The organism is Terriglobus sp. TAA 43, from assembly GCF_000800015.1.
GTDB lineage: Bacteria > Acidobacteriota > Terriglobia > Terriglobales > Acidobacteriaceae > Terriglobus.
In genome coordinates this window covers 103,785-124,858 of record NZ_JUGR01000004.1, presented here as the reverse complement: position 1 = coordinate 124,858, position 21,074 = coordinate 103,785, and the positions used below count along the sequence as shown (strand labels likewise).

At 59.6% G+C, this 21,074-nt stretch carries 19 protein-coding genes; 12 read left to right on the top strand and 7 right to left on the bottom strand.

The window, feature by feature from the left end; genetic code table 11:
• The first annotated feature begins 4 nt into the window (after positions 1–4).
• Together M504_RS19860 and M504_RS19855 are read left to right on the top strand one after the other, a co-directional pair.
• Complete coding sequence (locus M504_RS19860; RefSeq protein ID WP_047498047.1) at positions 5–916, top strand: polyprenyl synthetase family protein; 912 nt, start codon at positions 5–7, stop codon at positions 914–916.
• Between the two features lie 4 nt (positions 917–920).
• Entirely contained in the window at positions 921–1,286 is a 366-nt protein-coding gene (locus M504_RS19855; protein ID WP_047498044.1) for a metal-sulfur cluster assembly factor, read from the top strand.
• A gap of 4 nt (positions 1,287–1,290) precedes the next feature.
• Here M504_RS19855 and M504_RS19850 read toward each other — a convergent pair whose 3' ends face one another.
• From M504_RS19850 to bshC, 3 genes are read right to left on the bottom strand one after another with little or no spacing between them, the layout of a single operon-like run.
• Positions 1,291–2,697: a glycoside hydrolase family 28 protein gene (locus M504_RS19850; protein ID WP_052201103.1), complete on the bottom strand. Its 1,407-nt coding sequence runs from the start codon at positions 2,695–2,697 to the stop codon at positions 1,291–1,293.
• A gap of 26 nt (positions 2,698–2,723) precedes the next feature.
• Positions 2,724–3,041 carry a hypothetical protein gene (locus M504_RS19845; protein ID WP_047497702.1) on the bottom strand — a complete coding sequence of 106 codons (318 nt, stop codon included), beginning with the start codon at positions 3,039–3,041 and terminating at the stop codon, positions 2,724–2,726.
• Positions 3,042–3,078: 37 nt separating this feature from the next.
• Positions 3,079–4,695: a bacillithiol biosynthesis cysteine-adding enzyme BshC gene (gene bshC, locus M504_RS19840; RefSeq protein ID WP_047497698.1), complete on the bottom strand. Its 1,617-nt coding sequence runs from the start codon at positions 4,693–4,695 to the stop codon at positions 3,079–3,081.
• Between the two features lie 57 nt (positions 4,696–4,752).
• Here bshC and M504_RS19835 point away from each other — a divergent pair, with 57 nt between their 5' ends.
• From M504_RS19835 to M504_RS19820, 4 genes are all read left to right on the top strand, one after another.
• Positions 4,753–5,478 carry an NUDIX hydrolase gene (locus M504_RS19835; RefSeq protein ID WP_369792924.1) on the top strand — a complete coding sequence of 242 codons (726 nt, stop codon included), beginning with the start codon at positions 4,753–4,755 and terminating at the stop codon, positions 5,476–5,478.
• A gap of 172 nt (positions 5,479–5,650) precedes the next feature.
• Positions 5,651–5,866, top strand: a complete 216-nt coding sequence (locus tag M504_RS19830; protein ID WP_047497695.1) for a cold shock domain-containing protein — start codon at positions 5,651–5,653, stop codon at positions 5,864–5,866.
• Between the two features lie 108 nt (positions 5,867–5,974).
• Positions 5,975–7,744, top strand: a complete 1,770-nt coding sequence (gene polX, locus M504_RS19825; RefSeq protein ID WP_047497693.1) for a DNA polymerase/3'-5' exonuclease PolX — start codon at positions 5,975–5,977, stop codon at positions 7,742–7,744.
• Positions 7,745–7,749: 5 nt separating this feature from the next.
• Positions 7,750–8,328: a hypothetical protein gene (locus M504_RS19820; protein ID WP_047497690.1), complete on the top strand. Its 579-nt coding sequence runs from the start codon at positions 7,750–7,752 to the stop codon at positions 8,326–8,328.
• A 72-nt stretch (positions 8,329–8,400) separates the two neighbouring features.
• On the opposite strand, the gene M504_RS19815 is transcribed toward M504_RS19820, so the two are convergent.
• Together M504_RS19815 and M504_RS19810 are read right to left on the bottom strand one after the other, a co-directional pair.
• A complete protein-coding gene (locus M504_RS19815) occupies positions 8,401–9,126 on the bottom strand; it encodes an energy transducer TonB (RefSeq protein WP_047497686.1) in 726 nt (241 codons plus the stop codon).
• 66 nt (positions 9,127–9,192) lie between these two features.
• The gene (locus M504_RS19810; protein WP_232296381.1) at positions 9,193–10,038 is read right to left on the bottom strand and encodes a hypothetical protein; all 846 of its coding nucleotides are present in this window, start codon (positions 10,036–10,038) and stop codon (positions 9,193–9,195) included.
• Positions 10,039–10,091: 53 nt separating this feature from the next.
• Between M504_RS19810 and M504_RS19805 the strand changes: the two genes are divergently transcribed.
• From M504_RS19805 to M504_RS19785, 5 genes are all read left to right on the top strand, one after another.
• Positions 10,092–11,111 carry an FAD-binding oxidoreductase gene (locus M504_RS19805; protein WP_047497683.1) on the top strand — a complete coding sequence of 340 codons (1,020 nt, stop codon included), beginning with the start codon at positions 10,092–10,094 and terminating at the stop codon, positions 11,109–11,111.
• Between the two features lie 125 nt (positions 11,112–11,236).
• Positions 11,237–12,373, top strand: a complete 1,137-nt coding sequence (locus tag M504_RS19800; RefSeq protein WP_047497680.1) for a citrate synthase — start codon at positions 11,237–11,239, stop codon at positions 12,371–12,373.
• Between the two features lie 168 nt (positions 12,374–12,541).
• Positions 12,542–13,405, top strand: coding sequence for a hypothetical protein (locus M504_RS19795; protein ID WP_047497676.1), 864 nt, complete (start codon positions 12,542–12,544; stop codon positions 13,403–13,405).
• A gap of 42 nt (positions 13,406–13,447) precedes the next feature.
• Complete coding sequence (cmk, locus tag M504_RS19790; protein WP_047497673.1) at positions 13,448–14,146, top strand: (d)CMP kinase; 699 nt, start codon at positions 13,448–13,450, stop codon at positions 14,144–14,146.
• Positions 14,147–14,344: 198 nt separating this feature from the next.
• Entirely contained in the window at positions 14,345–14,545 is a 201-nt protein-coding gene (locus M504_RS19785; RefSeq protein WP_047497671.1) for a cold-shock protein, read from the top strand.
• Between the two features lie 69 nt (positions 14,546–14,614).
• On the opposite strand, the gene M504_RS22680 is transcribed toward M504_RS19785, so the two are convergent.
• The gene (locus M504_RS22680) at positions 14,615–18,577 is read right to left on the bottom strand and encodes a DNRLRE domain-containing protein (RefSeq protein ID WP_156994066.1); all 3,963 of its coding nucleotides are present in this window, start codon (positions 18,575–18,577) and stop codon (positions 14,615–14,617) included.
• A 251-nt stretch (positions 18,578–18,828) separates the two neighbouring features.
• Between M504_RS22680 and pgm the strand changes: the two genes are divergently transcribed.
• Positions 18,829–20,493, top strand: a complete 1,665-nt coding sequence (gene pgm, locus M504_RS19765) for a phosphoglucomutase (alpha-D-glucose-1,6-bisphosphate-dependent) (protein WP_047497665.1) — start codon at positions 18,829–18,831, stop codon at positions 20,491–20,493.
• 63 nt (positions 20,494–20,556) lie between these two features.
• On the opposite strand, the gene M504_RS19760 is transcribed toward pgm, so the two are convergent.
• Complete coding sequence (locus M504_RS19760; protein WP_047497662.1) at positions 20,557–20,880, bottom strand: helix-hairpin-helix domain-containing protein; 324 nt, start codon at positions 20,878–20,880, stop codon at positions 20,557–20,559.
• Positions 20,881–21,074 lie beyond the last annotated feature (194 nt).

The window sequence follows — 21,074 nt, the reverse complement described above, 5'->3', positions numbered from 1 at the left end:
ACACATGTCTGTAGATTTTTCGCAACTCGTTCAGGAAGGCCTGGCCCAGACCGACGCAGCGTTGGAACGCCTGCTGCCCGGCCCGGATGTGCAGCCGCACAACATCCATCGCGCCATGCGCCACAGCGTTTTTGCGGGTGGCAAGCGCCTGCGCCCGTTGCTGGCGCTGGAATCCGCACGCATGATTAAAGGCACGCTGCCGGACGGCGCGGCCGACGTAGGTGCAGCCGTTGAAATGCTGCATACGTACTCGCTGATCCACGATGATCTGCCCGCGCTGGACAACGATGACCTGCGCCGCGGCAAGCCCACGTGCCACGTGGTCTATGGCGAAGCGATGGCCATCCTTGCAGGCGATGCGCTGCAGACGCTGGCGTACGAGACACTTGCCAAGCTGCCCGGAGACGCGCTCGCAAAGATTGAGATCGTGAAGGAAATCGCCATCGCCACTGGTACCGGCGTTGGCTACGACGGGTTGGCTCCCGGCATGATCGGCGGCCAGGTGTGGGACATTGAAGGCGAAGGCACCAAGCCCACTGCCGAGCGAGTGGAAGCGATTCATCGCTCCAAAACCGGCGCGCTGATCACCGTCTCCATCGTTGCCGGTGGACTGATCGGCGGAGCTTCTGCGGATGAAGTCGCCAGCCTCCGTCGCTTTGGGCAGAAGGCGGGACTCGCATTTCAGATCGTCGATGACGTACTCGACATGACGCAGAGTAGCGAAGAGCTGGGCAAGACCGCAGGCAAGGACACGGCGACCGACAAGGCCACGTGGCCCGCTGTGTTCGGCATTGAGAGCAGCCGCGCCACCGCTGCAGAACTGCTGCGCGATGCGCTCGCGGAACTCGATCGCTTTGGTGCCCATGCAGAACGCTTGAAGGCCGTGGCCCGCGCTCTGGTTGAGCGCACACACTAATCCCATGCTTACCGAAGACGATGTCCGCGAGGCGCTCCGTGTATGTTTTGACACCGAGTTGCAGGTGAACATCGTCGATCTCGGGCTCGTCTACAGCATCCAGATCACGCGCGATGAAGATGCACCGGGCTATGAGCCGCGCTACCTTGTGCACATCGACTTAACGATGCGTGCTCCGAATGATGAACGTGAAGCCTTGATGCTGGGTCAGATCCACAACCGCCTTGCCGGTATGCGCGAAGTCAGTCGCTCAACGGTTGAAGTTGTTTGGGAACCTGCATGGTCTGCTGAGCGCATGACGACTGCGGCACGCCAGCAGCTTGGTCTTGATCGTCCTGCAAAACAAGGTCTCGTTCGCATCACGCTGTAGCGATCTAGTGCTTCGGCGCGACGCCGTATTGCACCTTGTCCTGCCCTTGAAGCTCTGCGTTATCCGCGAACTTCAACACACTGCCGTCCTCAATCTTCAATTGGATATCGTTCAGTTTTAGATTGCGTGTGTTCGCAATACTCCCCGCTGATTTCGCGGCAATCGTCACATGATCGATCACAAAGTTATCCAGTGTCGCATTGGGATATGCGGACATATCGATTGCTGTGATGGCATTCTTCGCGTCGATGTTCCAGATGTGGACATCGTGGAAGTGCGGTAAGCCTTTCTCTGGTGGCACGAGCGTTGTTAACGGAATCCAGTACGGCGGCACGGTCTTTGGGTCGGCGTCCTTCGGCAACGTGGCGTAGCTGTATGCGGGGTTCCAGTTCAGCGTTACCTTGATTGGCGTCTTCACACCGTCCAGATGCAGATCATGCACACGCAGGTTTTCGCCGAAGCCACCGCGCACGCGTGCGCTCTTAATCAGCACGCCGTTGCTTACATTCTTCTCTGCGGTCAGGTTGTAGGCTTCCACGTTGCGAAAGCCACCAGACGTCTCACTACCAAATGTCACCGCAGCAGCACCAGAACGAATCACTGAATCGCGAATCACCACGTTATATGTGGGTCGATTCACACGCAGACCATCGCTGTCGCGCCCCGCTTTTAGGCACAGCGCATCGTCATTCACATCAATGTCTGCGTGCTGCACCAGAATGTCGTGCGAGCTGTCGATATCGATGCCGTCGGTAGAAGGCCCCTTGTCACCGATGTTGTTGCGGATTGTCACACCGTCCACCGTGACATCGTGTGAGTAACAGATGTGGACTGTCCAGAAGCCGGAGCGATGCAGTTGCAAGCCGCCGCCCAGTTTCACGTCTGACGAATCAAACACCTGGATCAGGCGAGGCCGTTTCGCATCGTAATCGCTGGCCCAGCGCAGGCCCTTCGGCTCATACGTGGCGCGCAGGTCCCAGTAGCTCTTCCACCAATAGCTTCCGTCGCCGTCAATCGTGCCTTCGCCGCTGATCTGTACATGTTGTTGCTTGTAGACATTCACCAGCGCAGCAGGCCATGTCATCTCAATGCCCGCAACGCGCGTCGGCATCTGCGGATACGCACTCAGTGATTGAATGCCGATCAGCGTAACGCCCTTCGGAATCTCAAGGTGCGTGTTGTTCTTCACAAAGATGGAGCCCATGCGATACGTGCCCGGCGCAAACGTCACCGTATCGTTATGTCCCGCAGCCTTATCCAGCGCGCTTTGAATGGCCTTCGTATCATCCGCAGTGCCGTCGCCCTTTGCACCGAAATCGTTCACGCGAAGCGTGGCCGCATGCAGTGAAGCGGGTACAAGAAGCGCCAGCGGCAACAGACCGCGAAGCAAGAAGTTTACTTTCCTAACCATCGCAACCTGTTCCCTGTTTTGCTGAACTAGTCCAGATCAAACTCACGGAAGGGCTTGCCCGTATCCGGCGTCTCTTTCGCCTTGCGGAAAGCCTCTTCAAACTTTGCATTCAGGATGCTGTCGCGATTCTTCTGCGCTTCCACGGACTGCGCAAAGATGTTGTCGCGACGCGCATCGTTCTCGCGAGCAGCCTTTGCGGCCGAGCCCAGATCTTCAAACGTGCGCTTTCGCGGGGCGGGTGTGTGAGCAATGATGGTCTGCGTCACGGGATCAATGCGCAGCATCGCGCCACAGTCCGGGCACATCACTTCAAATCCGATTTCCTTCGTCTGCTTCTTCGCCATACGCAGAGGATTCTACGCCCTCTGCGCGGACAGCGGCTTAGATGTCGAAGACGCGGTGGCCCGGACAATCCTGCTCGGCGTTCTCCACGAGCATCCGAGCTAGATCCACCGAACTCAAAGCAAGGAACTGCACGCCCGCCAGCAGACGTTCCTGCACATGCCCGTTCGGATGCAGATTCAGCGTCATCGCCTCAGCATGTTTGCGCAGGAAGGTTTCGCGCTCCAGTTGCCAGTTCGCAGCCAATCGCCGCAAACGGTTCATCTGGTAACGCATCTTGTTCGCCGCAATGGAAGCGCTGTGGCCCAGGTTGCTGTCCATCGCGCTCATCCACTGCTCCACTTCCTTCAACTCGGCGTCCAGAGCATTGCCTGCGCCAGCGATCTTGCGCTTGCCTTCAATGGGCATGGCCCGTGCCGCCAGCCGCTGCGAAAGCGCATCGGCCGTCGTCAACGCATCCCGGAATGCAACCTCATGCTGATCCATCACTGTTCGAATCGGCGCGGTGACGAGTGTTCCGGAAAGACGCGGCAGGATCGGCGTTGGCACTCCCAGAATCGCGTCATACAGCGGCTGCAGCTGTGCAAAATATGCAATCTCCGCGGGGCCACCGATGTAGGCCGATGTGGGCAGAATTGCATCCTGAAACACTGGCCGCAGCAGAGCATTCGGGCTGATGCGTTCCGGCTCGGTATCGAGGATTGCCAGCAGTTCTTCCGCGGTATAAACACGCGATCCGGCCTTCCACTCGTTGCTTCCCGCAGCGAGCTTCAGGGCAACGCGGTTGCCATCCTCACCAACGACAAATAACAGCGTGCTGTCGTCATGCACCAGCACCTGCGCGCCATAGCCCGCAGCGGCCAGATCGTGATTGCGCTGCACCACGGCAGCCTGAAGTGTATCTGCATCTTCAATGGCGGCACGCATTACCGGCGCACCCATCTGATGGAACGCGCGCGTACTGGCGTCAATGACAATCAATCCAAACTCGGCAAAAACGCCCGCGATGAATTTGGCGAACGCGGAAGCGAGCGTGTCCTGCGGCGTATAGCTGCTGCGCAAAAGCTCCGTGATGGGCGCATAGGCGAGTAGTTCTTCCGCCTTCTCCACTACAGCCTCAATCTGAGGCCCCAGCACCAGGTCACCCACTGGCTGCTGGCGATGCTGCGGGAACGTGGAATGCAATGTCTCTACACTGTGCCTTGCCAGCAGCGCAACCTGGTTCACTTCATCCAGGTCATGATCTTCGGTGGCCATCCAGAAGATGGGCACATGCGGCACACCGCGCTCGCTGGCCACCTGAGCCTTGCGAATCGCCGTGGCGGCCTTCATCAACGTGAGCAGCGGGCCGCCAAGCAGGCCTACCTGCTGACCGGTGACAACCACCCTTGCGCCGTTACGAAGTTTTTCCAGATTTTCAAACGTAGTGTCACTACAACCAAACCCCTTGGCCTGTTCCGTCAGCGCATCCACCAGAACATTACGTTCCGGTTGCAGACGTCCTGACCGCCCCTGCATCCAGCGGTCATCAAACGGGCTGGCCGCATAAAAACGGCGCACTGGGGCATCCGGCGCAGCCGTGCGCAGCTCCGTGTAATCCACGAAGAGCCGCGACAGATGCGGAAGAACGGTGATCGGGTAACACTCAAGACTCATAAACAGGTCACTGCTTCCGCGATTGAACGGGGTCCGCTATAGGATGGCACGTACCACGTGTTGGATGCAGGTTTTGATACGTTGATTGCTATGGCCAAGCGTATCGCACCCACCGCCCCCGCAAAGAAAAAACTCACCAAGCTTTCCAGCCCAAAAGCGAAGAAGGGTGTCGTGGCCTCTGCAGAGATGCCGAAGCTGCCCATCAAGGCACCCCGAGTGCCAAAGGGCAAGGCACAAATCCTGTCCTCAAAAAAGGCATATCAGGGCAAAGTCTTCAGCGTATTCACCGAAAAAGTGCGCGAACCGAATGGCGTGGAAGCCATCCGCGATGTCGTTCGGCACTCCGGTTCGGTGGTTGTGTTAGCGGTTGATGAAAGCACCAACCCCGCCGATCCCCTCGTGGTGATCGAGCGCCAGTTCCGCCACGCGGCTGACCAGTACCTGCTTGAGCTTCCTGCCGGACGCGTGGAACCCGGCGAAAAGACCCTGGCAGCCGCCAAGCGCGAACTAATTGAAGAGACCGGCTACCGCGCGAAGAAGTGGACAAAGCTGGTCCGCTATTACGCCAGCCCCGGCTTCGTTGCGGAGTGGATGGAGATCTATCTGGCCACTGGAATCGTCGCTGGCACGGCTCAGCCTGAGGACGATGAAAAGATTGAGGTTCGCCTTCTGCCGCTTTCGGAGCTGGTAAGGATGTGTGCCGCAGGTGAGATTCACGATGGCAAAACCATCGTTGGTGCACTGAGCTATGCGCAGCGGTTGCGCGATCTTTCCGGTAAGTAAACGCAGTCTTCGATGTCATGAAATGACATGGCATCGAAGAGTGTAATTTTTCGGAAAAAATCACCTCACCGTGCTCCGAAATCTTCTTCAGCGCGTCTATCAAGCACCATCCTCGCGAAGGATAATCCAGCGAGCACGTAGGCCGTGATGGTTGCGCAAGTGGTGAGCACGAGTGGCACAGTACAAGGGCACAGTAAAGTGGTTCAACAATGCAAAGGGCTATGGCTTTCTGGGACGCGATGACGGTGGCGCGGATGTTTTCGTGCACTACAGCGCGATCCAGTTGGATGGCTATAAGAGCCTGAAGGAAGGCGACCCGGTGGAGTTCGACGTGATTCAAGGCTCCAAAGGACCGCAGGCCGACGCAGTCATTCTGACGGCAGCCTAACGCTTCGTTCACGGCGAATCGAAAAGGGCGGGCCTCAACCCGCCCAAACTCCTCTCCGCGTAACGAAGACTCACAACTTAGCTTGCGTCGATGTAGTCTCATGTCCGTATGGACAACATCACCATGGCGCGCCTGCTGGAAGAAACCGCGGCGCTGCTGGAGATTGACGCAGCCGATGCTTTTCGCGTGCGCAGCTATCGTCGCGCAGCCGAAGCTGTCGAACAGCAAACCACCCCACTTGTCACGCTTGTTGACGATCCCAAACAGTTGCTTGCCATTGGCGGCATCGGCAAAGGCATGGCCGCGAACATTGTGGACCTGGTTCGCACTGGTTCCATGCCCATGCGCGACGAACTGCTGAAGAAATACAAGCCATCCATGCTGGAGCTTCTTCGCCTGCCCGGCATGGGGCCAAAGACCGTTGCGCTGATGTGGAGCGCACTTGAGATCTCCAACATCGATGAGCTTGAGACAGCCGCCAAAGCAGGCCAACTGGCAAAGCTTCCCCGCTTCGGACAGAAGCAGGTGGACAAGCTGCTCAAAGGCATTGAAGACGCTAAGAAGAACAGCGGTCGCTATCGGATCGACAATGCAGCAGAGATCGCTGAGACCATCAGCAAACTCATTCGCGAATTTCCCGGCATTGAAACCATCACACCCGCAGGCTCTTTACGACGCGGTAAGGAATCTGTTGGCGACCTTGATCTTCTTGTCACCGGCCCTGCGTGTGAACCGGATGTTGTCAGTGCTGCTGTAGAGCATGTTGCATCACTGCCGTTGATTGATACGCTGCTTGCACGCGGTCAGAACAAGGTTAGCTTCACGCTGCGCAATCAACTGCAGGTGGATGTGCGGTTGCTGCCACGCGCAAGCTACGGCGCGGCGTTGCAGTACTTCACCGGCTCCAAGATGCACAACGTGTTGCTGCGCCAGAAAGCACTGAAGCGCGGCTACACGTTGAGCGAATATGCGTTGGCACGCATGAATCCTCAGGAGGGTGAGAGCGCCATCGTTGCTGCCGCCACCGAGGAAGAGATCTACGCAGCAATGGGCATGCAGTGGATACCACCAGAACTGCGCGAAAACTGCGGCGAACTGGAGATGGCAGAAGCCAACACATTGCCGCAACTCATCACGCTGGATGACATTCGCGGCGACGTCCACATGCACACCGTCGCCACCGATGGCACATTCACCATCCGCGAGATGGCAGAAGGTGCACTGCTGCGCGGGTTGAAGTACATCGCGATCACGGACCACTCGAAGAACCTGGCCATGACGAACGGCCTGGACGATGCTCGCGCACGCGATCACATCCGCGCTATCCATGCCGTGGATGCAGAGATGGAAGGCCGCATCCGCGTCTTCGCAGGCATTGAGGTGGACATCCTGCAGGACGGCTCGCTGGACCTGGAAGACGAAACGCTCGCGCAGATGGATGTGGTCATTGGCAGCATTCACTCCGCGTTCAATCTGCCTGCAGAGGAACAGACCGAGCGTCTGCTGAGCGCCATTGAGAATCCATATCTGCACATCCTGGGTCATCCCACCGGACGCAAAGTGTTGAAGCGTGATCCGTATCCATTCGACATGGACAAGGTGCTTCGTCGATGTGCAGAACTGGGCGTTGCGGTGGAACACAACGCGGCTCCCGCGCGTGCTGACCTCAGCGATCTCAACCTGCGTAAAACGAAATCGCTGGGCTGCAAGATCAGCGTGAACACTGACGCGCATTCACTGGAAGACCTAGACAAGATGCGCTTCGGCATCACACAACTTCGTCGTGCATGGCTTACGAAAGACGACGTTTTGAATACACTTGACGCCGACGCGTTTCTTAAAGCGCTTCGTCCCCGTCCAACGCAGGTGAGAGCATAGAAAACATGGCAGAGATGAAGCTGGACGGCGGCGATAAGCAACAGCGTGGCATGCTGGTACCCATTCTGATTGCGCTGGCAATCCTTGCAGCAGCGGGGGCATGGTTTGCAAAGGTGTACCTGCATCCTGAGGTCACAGCCACCGCAGGGCCGCTGCAGACGTTTGAGTACACGGCGAAATATGCGCGCGGTGGCGGCATGCTTGTCGGTGAGAACCAGACCGACGTGGTCACCTACGTCATCGCTGACATCGCATTGAAGGACAACACCGAAGTCCCACTCTTCCTGAAGAGCATTGACGGCACACTCACCATGGAAGACGGCACGATCATGACCGCAAACGCGCTGGAGAAGACAGACCTGCCACGCCTCGCCGCCATGTTCCCGGACATGCAGCCAAAGGTGGATGCTGTTGCACCCTCGCCGTTACTGCGCGAAAGCAGCATTGCTCCCGGCGCCACCGGCCATGGCTACGTCATCTTCGCGTACAACGTGCCGCAGGCCGTATGGGACAAGCGCAAGGGCGCCGATGTCAGCATCGCCTTCTATCACCAGGAAACAGTAAAGGTGAAACTGCCTAAGTAAGTGGCACAGCGGTATGTTGCGGAAGGACTGTTTGATCCCTCCGCAACATCTGCGAATCCTGAATGAGACTCGTTATCCGCCGAGCGAGAAATTCACTGTGATGGTCGTCTCCACGTCGGTTGGTTCGCCATTCAACAGGTAAGGCCGATACCGCCACGTCTGCACCGCAGCCACTGCACTGTTGCGAAGCATCTCGTGGCCCGAGAGTACGGTGAGTCGTTGAATCTCTCCGGTCTTCGAGATGATGGCACGCAACACCACTGCCCCCAATACACCTGCGGCCTTCGCAATCGCTGGATAGACAGGTTGATTTCCCGAAAGCCTGTTGCCAGCAACCACTCCACTGGAGATGGGCACAGGAGCAGTCGCCTTCGGCTTCACCACAGTGACAACTGGTGGAGGAGGAGCAACTCCCAACCCGTCAACGGTGCCAGGACCGATACCAGTAGCTCCGGCGATCAACATTCCATCATTGATCCCTGTCGCAGGCGGCGCATCATCATGCGTGCGATCAATCGTGCTCGGGATCGTTCTTGGAGCGGTGAATATGTTCATTGCAGCCACGGGCTTCACTGCGCGTTGTTGCGTGGCTTGCTGAACAGGTGCAGGGTGGGGAGGTGGCGGAGGCGCTGTCACAGCGGACATCAGCGATGTCCGTGGCAACGCCTCCGGATACAGAAGTGGAACCAGGATCATGGCACCGACAACCATTGCGTTGAACGTGGCGGTGATCCACACAAAGCGGCTGGACTTTGACTTCAGCGCGCCCGACGATTCGACGATCGACATCTCGAACATAAGCAGTCCCATCTGCGAGAGAGAATGCTGGGACTGTAGACACCGCCGCGAATCGTTTTGTTACAGCTATTGCCCCTTCGGGACAGATAAATATCCTGTCACCTGGTTCTTCCCTACGTTGTTCACCACGATCTCAAACAGCGCCGGATTCTTGCCGCTGTAGAACTGCACCGGCTCGTAGATCGTCTTGTCTTTCTTTTCAATGTTGCGATCGTCAGAGCTGACGTTCAGCGTGAACTTGCCCTTCTTCTGATCCACCTTCTTCACCTGCAATTTCACAGACGAAAGCAGCGTGGGCTGTGCGCCCTTCTGCAGCGTGAACTCGTAGTAAGTGCGGTCGCCCTTGTGCTTCAGGTCTTCCAGCTCATCGTGGTTTTTCGCGATCAGGCCGCTCATCACGCCCGCGTCGCCCATGGTGCGCTGCAACTGTGTTTTCGTATCGGCCAGATCGGCCTTCGTTGCAGCAACGTCCGTCTTCGTGGAGCCCAGGTCTGTCTTCGTGGCTCCCAGATCCGTCTTCACGGACGTGACATTTTCATTCAACTTCGCTTCCGCTTCTTCGCGCCTCGCGTTGTCGACATTCTGCTGCTTCATGATGGCCGCAGCCTTCGCATCCAACTGCGCCTGCGTGGTGCCCAACTTCTGTGCGAACGTGTCCGACGCTGCACGAGACCGCGCATCAGAGGCGTAGATACGCTGTTGCAGCGTGCCAGCGCGCTCATCGGCCATGGCCAGTTTTTCTTCGGCCTTCTGCAGACGGCTCTGCAGCATGAACGACCACACGAGGCCGCCAATCGCTAGCAGAAGAGAAAATGCAACAGCGGCGGGAAGCAGTGCTGCATAAGAGCGCTGTCCTTCGGTATGGGAAGTCTGATCGTCCACGGTTCCTCCACGGATACTCTGCGAACTCATTATCTGACGCTGCAGATTTCGAATCACGCATGGTGCGAACTTAGAATAGACGCATGCGATCCCCCGATGTTGTCATTGCTGGTGCCGGACTGATTGGCCTCTCATGCGCCCTGGAGCTGCGAGCGGCAGGCGTGGCCGTCACCGTGGTGGAGCGTGGGCGCGCAGGCCAGCAGGCCTCCTGGGCCGCAGGCGGCATGATCGGGGTCGACGATTCCACGCATCCGCATCCGCCCGAGCTGGTGGCCATGGCGCAGCACAGTGGCAACCTCTATCGCGACTACCTCGAAATCATCGCGGAACGTGGAGGCACCCGCGTGCCCTACGAAACGGAATGGGTGCTGGAACAGGCCGAAGGCTGGCGTCACCATCGCACGACGCTCGCCGCACTCGCGGGATCGGGTTATCGCCGACACGCTGAACCCAGCCTTGATCCTCGCAAGCTTTTCAACGCGCTTCGCGACGCGGTGACAAAGTCCGACATCACCATCCAGGAAGACACACCCGTCCGCGGCGCATTTCAGCGTGAAGGTGGCATCGACGTCCGAGTGAAGGACAGCGTGATCTCCTGCGGCACGTTCCTCGACTGCACCGGCGCATGGAGTCCGCCGCCCGTGCATCCCGCAAAAGGCCAGATGCTGCGCCTGAACGCTCCGGGAGCCATGTCGGCGCGCGGCCTTGGAAACATCGTTGTACGCACGCGAGACATCTACCTGATCCCACGCCTGGACGGCACCATCGTGATCGGTTCCACGATTGAAGACTCAGGCTTCGACCGCACCGTACACGACACGGATATCCAGCATTTACGCGCCGAAGCCGCCGCTCTGCTGCCCGCTCTCGCTGACGCTCCAGAGGTCGAGCGCTGGGCCGGTCTGCGCCCTGACACCCCTGACCATCTGCCCCTGATGGGCCGCACCGGCGACCACTCCTTCGTCGCTGCGGGGCACTTCCGCAACGGCATTCTGCTGGCTCCGGCAACCGCGCAGGCCATGGCTGAACTCATCCTCAATGAGCCGCCTGTTCTCAATCTGCAGGCCTTCCGTCCGCAGCGATTCTCGGACTACGCGGCCTGAAGTCGGGATCCACGCCGGGGCCACTAGCGCGATATTCGCGCAGACGTGATGACAACCGCACAGACCTTTCGATATAACGGCGATCTATAAGGCTGTTTCGTCCACCTACTCAGGAGTCCTCATCCATGTCGCAGGCAGTTGCCCCCCGCGGGCTTGAAGGGATTGTTGCTACGACCTCCGGTATCTGCTGGATTGATGGTGAGGCGGGCGTCCTTTCCTATCGCGGCATTGATATTCACGAGCTCGCCGCCAAATCCACTTTTGAAGAAACAACGTACCTGCTTTGGTTTGGCAAACTGCCCACCGCCGCGGAACTGGAAGACTTCAAGCAGAAACTCGCAGCCACCCGCACGCTTCCCGCAAACGTCGTCGATTTCCTGAAGACGCTGCCCAAAGAAGCCAATGTGATGGAAGTGTTGCGCACCACCGTCAGCCTGCTCAGCATTGGCGATCCGGACGACACCGACAGCAGCCACGAAGCCAACGTGCGCAAGAGCTTCCGCCTTACCTCGCAGATTGCCATGATCGTGGCGTACTTCGATCGCATCCGCAAGGGCAAGGCCATCGTCGAGGCCGACACCACGCTCACCCACGCGGGCAACTTCCTTTACATGCTCACGGGCGTAAAGCCCATTGCAGAGGCTGAGAAGGCATTCGATTGCGCGTTGATCCTGCACGCCGACCACGAACTGAACGCCTCCACCTTTGCTGCACGCGTCATCGCCGCAACGCTTAGCGATGTGCACTCCGCCATTACCGGCGCTATCGGCGCGCTCAAGGGACCGCTACACGGCGGTGCCAACGAAGCTGTGATGAAGCTGCTTTACGAGATCGATGCCGCTGGCGCCGACCCCGTGGAGTATGTGAAGAATCTGCTGAACAACAAGGTGAAGGTCTCCGGCTTCGGCCATCGCGTGTACAAGACGGAAGACCCGCGCGCTACCCACCTGCGCCGCATGTCGAAGGACCTTGGCACCGCCGCTGGCAATGCCAAGTGGTACGAGATGAGCGAAAAAATTGAAGGCTACGTGCGCAGCGAAAAGAAGCTCAACGCAAACGTGGACTTCTACTCAGCCTCCACCTACACCACGCTCGGCATCGACATGGATCTGTTCACGCCCATCTTTGCGGTAAGCCGCATCTCCGGCTGGGCAGCACATGTAATCGAGCAGCACGACAACAACCGCCTGATCCGTCCGCGCGCCGAATACACCGGCCCGGCGTATCCCGCGGCCTACGTTCCGATGGCCCAGCGTTCGTAATTACGGGGTCCAATTGCCACGAAGCACCCTGTCCAAATAGGCTTTATGCTTATGCGGTCAGGGCGTTTCTTTTTGCGATGGTGTCTGTTCCCCATGATGGTCACAGGGATATGCCCCGCGCAGACAGCAACACCGCAAGCCGCTCCTGCACTTCAAAACACAAAAACCATGTCTGACCAGGAGCTAGCACTCGCCGTTGCCACTAGCCTTGGCCCGACAGGCATTGTGCCGCGCACCACGGGCTTCAACGCCAGCATCATCTCCAGTTCGCAATACGATTCCATCACCGGCTGGGCCAACATTCTGACCCCGAGCCTGGCATGGCGATTCAATCGCTATGTCAGCGCCGACGTTGCCACGCCGCTCTTTCTGTACATGCGTTCGCAACGCGTGGTGCAACCGACCACCGGCGCGCCCTACACGGACACCACGATCCGCCACGGTCTTCCGGGCGACACCACCATGGCGCTCCACCTGAGTTCCAACAGCTTCACCATGGGCAAGCTCGGCGACTTTTACGACGTCCTGACCAGCTCCCTCTCTACGCCCACCGGTTCCGTGCAAGACGGGATCGGCGCAGGCAAGGTGACCTACAACGTCACGAACCATCTGCAATCCGCCAGTTTCCTGGCACCGTACGTTGACCTTGGTATCGGTTCCACCAGCCGCCTGCAGAACCGCCGCGTGCAGCGTTCGCAGACGTCGCGTGGTGAACTTGCCAACTTCGGCGTAGGTGTCAGCCTGGAATTACCGCGAGCCTCCACGCTCTACCTGGAAGGCTACGAACAGCTGCCAATGGGCTCGCAAACTATCTATCAGGTCGACCCGCATTCCGGGCGTCCGGATGCCACGCAGAGCTCCAACGGTCTTGCCGAAGACAACGGCATTAACCTCTCGCTGGACGTCCCGGTGGTGCCCCACCTCACATGGTCGGTCTTCTACAGCCGCGGCCTGCGCCTGCATGAAGACACGGTTGGATTCGCCTTCACCCTCCTTCTTCGTAATCCTCATCACAGAGACACCGATCGCTAAGACGAACCACGCAGGCCCCGTACATCCGGCACAATAGAAAGAATGACTTCTGCTTCTCAGAACGAAACCCGCCGCGGCCTGATCGTAGCGATTGATGGCCCCGCAGGCGCGGGCAAAAGCACCGTCGCTGCGCATCTGGCGCGCACCTTTGGCCTGCTCAATCTGGAAACCGGCGCCATGTATCGCGCCCTGGCTCTCAAAGCTCTGCACAACAACGTCGTTGTCACCGATGGCGCTGCCGTCCTCGCGCTCACACATAACACCACCATCACGCTTGAGCCCAGTGCCAGCGGCAACCGCGTTCTGCTGGATGGTGAAGACGTCACCGCTGCTCTGCGCAACCCCGATGTAACGCAGGCCGCCTCGCAGGTCTCCATTCACGGCCCGGTACGCGTGTGGATGGTCAATGCACAACGCGCCCTCGGCCTGGCTGCAGCTTCCGGCGTGGTGATGGAAGGCCGCGATATCGGCACCGTCGTATTCCCCGATGCTGACGTCAAAATTTTTCTCGATGCCAGCGTGGAAGCACGTGGTGATCGCCGCTTCACACAGCAGCCAACAGCCGAATCCAAGGAAGATCTTCTTCGTGACATGCGCGAACGCGACAAGCGCGACCGCGAGCGTACGGAGAGCCCTCTGCGCCCTGCAGAGGACGCCGTTCTGGTGGATACCACCGGCATGACACTGGATCAGGTTCTGGAACGCGCCTCAGCAATCGTGGCAAATATCGCCAATCGTTAGCTTTAGCGAAACCAGGGTCTCCAGACTTCCGTGTTTTCACGAAATTGTCAGATTCCTTGTTTTTACTGAGTAAATTTTCGGTTTCGTGCTAGTCTATGCGCATCGATTGAGACAAAGTGGTCATTTCCCCGCCAAAAAGCGGTTGATCCCTTGTATTCAACGGCAGACTCGAACAAAGAAGAAGAGGGACCGGGCTTTATGGAACAGGGCACAGTGAAGTGGTTCAACGACGCAAAGGGATTCGGGTTCGTCAGCCGTGAAAATGGCGAGGACGTCTTCGTACACTACTCGGCAATCCAGTCCAATGGCTTTAAGAGCCTGCAGGAAGGCCAGGCAGTGCAGTTCAACGTGGTGAAGGGACCCAAGGGCTGGCAGGCGTCGGACGTCACGCCTCTCTAAGGTCTCTGCAAGAAACCCCATCAGATTCAGAGGGCAGCCTGCAACAATGGCTGCCCTCTCATGCAAGCACTAATTACAACTGAACTGCGTGTACAGGTACGACGTTGTCGTCGCGATCGTCGAGATGTAAAGCGACACAAAGTTGCCGGCCCCCAGAGTTCCCGGCCCTGTGCATGTCGTCGTGGTGTTCGGTGCCACGGTGCAGGCTGTGGACGGATTCGCGCTCATATTCCCCGGCGTGCCTGTCCGAATGGTCAATTGCGCATTCGTCGTCTGACCGCCAGTAATGGCGGCCGCGTAGTAATACGCTTGGACGCTGGACAGATTGCAGGTGGAAGGTAGCCACTGCAGCACTGTCCCCAACTCCGTGGCGCTTTTCACATCCGTCAGAGGGTTGTAATACTGCGCCACACCATTCGCAACCGCGTGGACTGACGTGAAGAACGAGCCGCCCCCACCGCCCGAGCCCGTAGGCCCGGTCGCACCCGTAGGTCCGGTCGCGCCGGTATCGCCCTTTGGGATGGTGAAGTCCAGCTGGATGCTCGTCGGGTCGGTGCTCACGTTCTTCACAATCGCAGAGGTTCCCGCCGCTCCGGTGTGCGTGGCAGATACGCTGATCGACGGCGCCACTCCGGCTGCACCTGCGACTCCCGCCGCCGCCAGGAGAGCCCATGCCGACACACTCGTCGCATCCCCGACCGGATGAACCCCGCTACTGGCAGCACGTGCGAAGTAAGCCGAACCGTTGTACGTGACCACACTCGTCGGCGCGTAGGAAATGGAACTGTCCCACGCACCCAGAAACGTAAGCCCCACCGCGCCGGTTGAGCCCGTATCGCCCTTCGGCAAGGTGAAGTTCAATACCGCTGCATTCGAAGTCCCGGTGTTCGTAACAGCAGCCGCTGCACCGCTGGTCACTGTGCCTATCGCAACGGTTGCAGGTCCCGGGCTTCCCTGCGAAGCGAGCAATGACCAATCGCCGGTATTGTTCGCAACGGACACTGACGGATCAGCGGTATTCGTACTACGCCGGGACACATACGAAGAACCCGCTTCGAAAACCACGTCCCCCAGGCTGTATCCGGTACCGTTCAGCCACGTTCCCTTGTACGTCAAACCCGGCGAACCCGCGGCCCCGGTCGCTCCCTGCGGAATGGTGAAATTCAAAACAGCAGCATTGCTACTACCCGCGTTCTGCACCACCACATTGCTACCGGCGGCGCCAGTCGTGACTGTCCCCACCTGAATCGTCGCGGCTGCACCCGTAGCACCATCCGTGCCATTGTTGCCGTTCGTCCCCGCAGGCCCCGCGACACCCGCAGCCGCCAACAGTGACCACAACGCCGACGTTCCCGGCGTCACCGCCACATTCACATCAGACGTGGAGATGTAAGCGGAACCGCCATACGAAACCGCATCACCCGTCACATACCCGGTGCTGGCGTTCCATGCGCCCTTCCACTGCAATCCCGCAGCGCCTTGCGGCCCGGTTGCACCAGACGCTCCCTGGCTTCCCTGAGGACCCTGAATTCCCTGTGTGCCCGGCAAACCCGCCGCTCCTGTATCGCCCTTCTGCGCCAGCAACTGCCACACCGGACTCACACCGGGAGCATTCCCCGTAACCGCACCGAAAGCGATATACGCCGACCCGCCGTAAAACACCGCATCGCCCGTCGTGTATGCGGTTGTCGCCGACCACGGCCCCAGAAAGCGTACTGGCTGTCCTTGCGGTCCTGCCGGTCCCGTCGGACCCTGTACACCCTGCGATCCCGCAGCTCCCTGTGGCCCTGCAACACCCTGCGAACCCATCGGCCCCTGCGCTCCCGGAGCAGCAATCTGCTGCCACCACAGCGCCGACGAATCCGGTGGATTGCCATGGTTCGTCGCCTGCAGTGAAATCCATGTCCCGCCCGCATACGTCACCGCGTCATGCAACGCGTAACTGGTGCTGCTGTTGTAAGCGCCCAGATACTGCATTCCCGCAATACCCTGCGAGCCTTGAGCGCCGGTATCGCCGGTATCACCCTTCGCACCTTGGGGACCCGCTGGCCCTTGCACCCCTTGAAGTCCCTGAACACCCTGCGGCCCTTGCGACCCCGTAGCTCCCGCCGCGGCCAACAGCGTCCAGTCCGCAGGTGAGCTGTCCGGCGTATTCCCCTGGTTCTCCCCATGCAGCGAAAGCCAGGTCTGTCCCTGCCACGCGACGGCATCGTTCGCGGCGTAGTTCGTGGACGACGCATACGTCCCCCGCCACGTCATCCCCGCGGGCCCCGGATCACCCTGAGGCCCCACCGGTCCACGATCACCCTGCACTCCCTGGGCACCATCACGACCCGGAGCACCCTGAGGCCCCGTTGATCCGACAGGCCCGGTCGGCCCCTGCTGCCCAGCCGCACCAACCATACCCGCCGGGCCCTGCGGTCCAGGAACTCCGGTGTCGCCTTTGTCACCCTTGGCACCCTGAGGCCCTTGCGAGGTCAACGCGCCCCAATACGTTGGCGAACTATCGGGCGTGTTCCCTTGATTCGAATCCACCAGTGAAGACCACGACCCGCCCTGCCACACCACCACATCGCCCGCTGCATAGTTCGTGGCAGATGCATACGCACCCTGATACACAAACCCCGGACGCCCCGTAGCGCCCGTCGCACCGCGGTCACCCTGAGGCCCAATGTCACCCGTGTCGCCCTTCACACCCTGAGGCCCCTGTGGTCCGGTGGTCCCAGCGACGCCCTGCGGTCCCTGAATCCCAATGCCAGCAGGCACCAGCACGGCCCAGTCATTCATCGAAACATCCGGCGCATTGCCGTGATTCGCATCATGCAGCGAGACCCAGGCTGTGTTCTGCCAGGTCACCACATGGTTCGTCGCATAACTCGTCGTAGGCGCGTACGCGCCATCAAACAGCAACCCATTGATGATGGTCGTTATCGTGGCTGGATTCGTCGAAGCAGGCACCAGCACAGACCAGTCACCCGACGAAGTATCCGGAGTATTTCCGTGATTGACATCGTGCAACGAGACCCAGGCCGCACTTTGCCACGTCACTACCTGGTTCGTGCTGTAGTTCGTCGTGGACACGTACGCCCCGGCATACTGCAGCCCGTTTCCCGAACCCGACCCGCCACTCGCGGCAGGAACCAGCAGCCCCCACGATGCTGAGAACGTACTCGGCACATTCCCCGTATTCGCTGCAACCAGCGACACCCACGCAGCATTGGCCGACGTGACAACATCACCCGCCACATACAGGGTTGTCTGGCCCCACGCACCCTTGTAGGCCATGCCCGAGGCGTTCGTCCCCGGATCGCCCTTGTCACCCTTCGGCCCCTGAGGTCCAACAGGCCCTTGCGGGCCAGCAGGACCACCCGCAGGCCCAGCCGGTCCCTGCGCGCCCGTGGCTCCCGTATCGCCCTTCGGCCCCTGCGGTCCAACCGGCCCCACCACACCGCTGGTCAGCGCAATCTCCAACTCAGCTGGATGCGCCGTCGTATCGCTTTCCTTGCTATCCAACGCCACATCCGCCGTGGACGCTGTAAGCGCGAGGCCAAAATTCGTGGTCGGTGCATTCACCCACGCCTGCACCATCGCCGTGACGTCGACGGTCACAAACTGCGCCTCATCTGTCACGGCAAACACCTGCGCCACCGTGCCCCGTGGAGGCAGTGTCTGCGCGGTCACTGCACCTTCCGCCCATGCCGCCGAAACCGGCGCAACACCCACCACTCCCGGCGTATTCACACGATTCACATAGAGCCGCAGCGTGGCCCGGCTGATCTGCGATCCGGTCGTGCCAGACGGCAACATTCCCAAGTCAAAACGCAGCAACGCCGTGCTGGTGCTGTTGATGTACAGATTGCTCAACGAGCCAAAGTTGATGGACGCGCGACCAGTATCCACAGCGGTATCCGCAGCCAGCGTCGCCGCCTGCCCGTGGACACACCCCGGCAACAGCAACACGCCCGCAAATGCCAGCGCCGCGGTAACGGACTGCCTATGCGCAGTCCGCAATGGAGTCAAACACAATCGCATGCGGCGTAATCGTCAACTCACAACACACGATGCAAAAGGCCATATACCATCAGGGCCGTTTGCTGTCCGAGTGCCTATTTAGGAGAGCTTCAGTGTAACGACAGAACCCCACCAACTTCGCTGCAGCGACAACACGCCAGACATAATTTCCGCATCCAAGCTTCCGGAATCCCAAAACGGGAATAAACACTCTCGCGATACACTCGCAGGGTTCGTTCTGCAACAATTTGTTTCTTTGAGGAAGCGCACTGATGAGCAACAGCCCGAACGCCGGAAAACTGCCCGATCCACCCCGTCTGACCGCCCTGCCCCGCCTCGTCTCCGCCTACTACACGCTGCATCCTGACGCGGACAATGCTGCGCAGAAGGTCAGCTTCGGAACGAGCGGCCATCGCGGCTCCGCGCTCCACGGCGCATTCAATGAGGACCACATCCTCGCCATCACACAGGCCATCTGTGAGTACCGCGCAGGCCAGAAGATCACCGGCCCGCTCTTTCTCGCGATGGATACGCACGCGCTCAGCGAACCCGCATTCCGCAGCGCGCTTGAAGTCCTCGCAGCCAACGGCGTTGCCACGCGCATCGGCGCAGGCACACCCGAGACCAACGGCCAGCCCGGCTACACGCCAACGCCCGCGCTCTCGCACGCCATCCTTGACTACAACAAGGACCGCAAGGACGGCCTGGCTGACGGCATCGTCATCACGCCCTCGCACAATCCACCGGAGGATGGCGGCTTCAAGTACACCCCCCCCAACGGCGGCCCCGCCGACACAGACGTCACCGGCTGGGTGCAGAACCGCGCCAACGACATCCTGAAAGCGAAGCTCGCAGACGTAAAGCGCGTCGCATTCGAGCAGGCGCTCAAGGCCTCCACAACGACGAAGCACGACTACATCACCGAGTACGTTGACGGCCTCTCCAACGTCGTCAACATGGAAGCCATTGCCGCCAGCGGCCTCAAGCTCGGCGTCGATCCTCTCGGTGGCGCAGGCGTCTATTACTGGCAGCGCATCGCAGACAAATACAAGCTGCCGCTGCAGGTGCTCTCCACCATCGTGGATCCCACCTTCCGCTTCATGCACATCGATTGGGATGGCAAGATCCGCATGGATTGCTCCTCGCCCTTCGCCATGGCTGGCATGATCCAGAACAAGGATCACTTCGACGTAAGCTGGGCCTGCGACACCGACCACGATCGCCACGGCGTCGTTGCCAAATCCACCGGCCTGCTGAACCCCAACCACTACCTAGCCGTCAGCATCGAATACCTCTTCGACAACCGCCCCAACTGGCGTAAGGATGCGGCCATCGGCAAGACTCTCGTGTCATCGTCGATGATTGACCGCGTCGGCGCTGGCCTTGGCCGCAAGGTTCTCGAAGTGCCTGTCGGCTTCAAGTGGTTCGTCAACGGTCTCTCCGATGGCTCACTCGGCTTCGGCGGCGAAGAGTCCGCAGGCGCATCGTTCCTGTGTCTCGACGGCGGCGCATGGTCCACCGACAAGGACGGCCTCATCATGGGCCTGCTCTCCGCCGAAATGACCGCACGCACCGGCAAGGATCCCGGCGAACTCTACCACTCGCTCACCGCGCGTTACGGCAACCCGGTCTATCAGCGCATTGACGCCGCAGCCACCAAGGAAGAGAAGGCCAAACTCGGCAAACTGTCACCGGAACAGGTCACGACCAAGGAACTGGCAGGCGAACCCATCACTGCCATCCTCACGAAGGCACCCGGTAACGGCGCATCCATTGGCGGTCTGAAGGTCGCCACGGAAAACGGCTGGTTTGCAGCACGTCCCTCCGGCACGGAAGACGTCTACAAAATCTACGCGGAAAGCTTCCAGGGTGAAGACCACCTCCGCCAGATTCAGGACGAAGCCAAGCAACTGGTCAACGCAGCCCTCAAAGGCTAACGAAACGCACAAACAGAAAGGGGGAGCCGCGAGGCTCCCCTTTCTCATGCGCGAAACTCGAAGCTACTTCTTAACCTGCTTCGCCACAATCTGCGACGAAATCTTGTCATACGTCGCCTTGGGAACAATCCCGCGCGACACAAGCTGGTTCTTCGCCGTGTACGGGCGACCATCAATGATCTTCTTCGAGTACACCTGGCCAATGCCCGGCAGAGCCTGCAGTTGGTCCAGCGACGCAGTATTGATATCCAGCGGATCACCCATGGTCATCGCCGGGGGGGTCGGAGCAGTTGCAGCAGCCTTGGCTGCCGGCTTGCTCTGCGCGGGTGAAACCGGCAGCAGGGTCAGCGCCAGTGCAAGAAGGGGAAGCGAGCGGAAAAACTTCATACGAAATGTCCTCCAAAGAGTACTTCCGTAAGGAAGATACGCCACCGCAACGCTGCTGCATAGACCGCTGATGCAGCTCTTCATCGCACTGAAATAATTGACATACCGTCCGCATCGCGGGTAGCCTTATACCTGCAATGCTCGTCCGCACGCATCATCACGGCCATCATCACCACGCGCACATCAGCGCGACG

Coding starts and splice junctions, on each gene's coding strand:
- M504_RS19810 (WP_232296381.1), bottom strand. CDS start 10,038: ATGAGTTCGCAGAGTATCCGTGGAGGAACCGTGGACGATCAGACTTCC.
- M504_RS19815 (WP_047497686.1), bottom strand. CDS start 9,126: ATGTTCGAGATGTCGATCGTCGAATCGTCGGGCGCGCTGAAGTCAAAG.
- M504_RS22680 (WP_156994066.1), bottom strand. CDS start 18,577: ATGCGATTGTGTTTGACTCCATTGCGGACTGCGCATAGGCAGTCCGTT.
- polX (WP_047497693.1), top strand. CDS start 5,975: ATGGACAACATCACCATGGCGCGCCTGCTGGAAGAAACCGCGGCGCTG.
- cmk (WP_047497673.1), top strand. CDS start 13,448: ATGACTTCTGCTTCTCAGAACGAAACCCGCCGCGGCCTGATCGTAGCG.
- M504_RS19805 (WP_047497683.1), top strand. CDS start 10,092: ATGCGATCCCCCGATGTTGTCATTGCTGGTGCCGGACTGATTGGCCTC.
- bshC (WP_047497698.1), bottom strand. CDS start 4,695: ATGAGTCTTGAGTGTTACCCGATCACCGTTCTTCCGCATCTGTCGCGG.
- M504_RS19820 (WP_047497690.1), top strand. CDS start 7,750: ATGGCAGAGATGAAGCTGGACGGCGGCGATAAGCAACAGCGTGGCATG.
- M504_RS19800 (WP_047497680.1), top strand. CDS start 11,237: ATGTCGCAGGCAGTTGCCCCCCGCGGGCTTGAAGGGATTGTTGCTACG.
- pgm (WP_047497665.1), top strand. CDS start 18,829: ATGAGCAACAGCCCGAACGCCGGAAAACTGCCCGATCCACCCCGTCTG.
- M504_RS19845 (WP_047497702.1), bottom strand. CDS start 3,041: ATGGCGAAGAAGCAGACGAAGGAAATCGGATTTGAAGTGATGTGCCCG.
- M504_RS19855 (WP_047498044.1), top strand. CDS start 921: ATGCTTACCGAAGACGATGTCCGCGAGGCGCTCCGTGTATGTTTTGAC.
- M504_RS19785 (WP_047497671.1), top strand. CDS start 14,345: ATGGAACAGGGCACAGTGAAGTGGTTCAACGACGCAAAGGGATTCGGG.
- M504_RS19760 (WP_047497662.1), bottom strand. CDS start 20,880: ATGAAGTTTTTCCGCTCGCTTCCCCTTCTTGCACTGGCGCTGACCCTG.
- M504_RS19850 (WP_052201103.1), bottom strand. CDS start 2,697: ATGGTTAGGAAAGTAAACTTCTTGCTTCGCGGTCTGTTGCCGCTGGCG.
- M504_RS19860 (WP_047498047.1), top strand. CDS start 5: ATGTCTGTAGATTTTTCGCAACTCGTTCAGGAAGGCCTGGCCCAGACC.
- M504_RS19795 (WP_047497676.1), top strand. CDS start 12,542: ATGTCTGACCAGGAGCTAGCACTCGCCGTTGCCACTAGCCTTGGCCCG.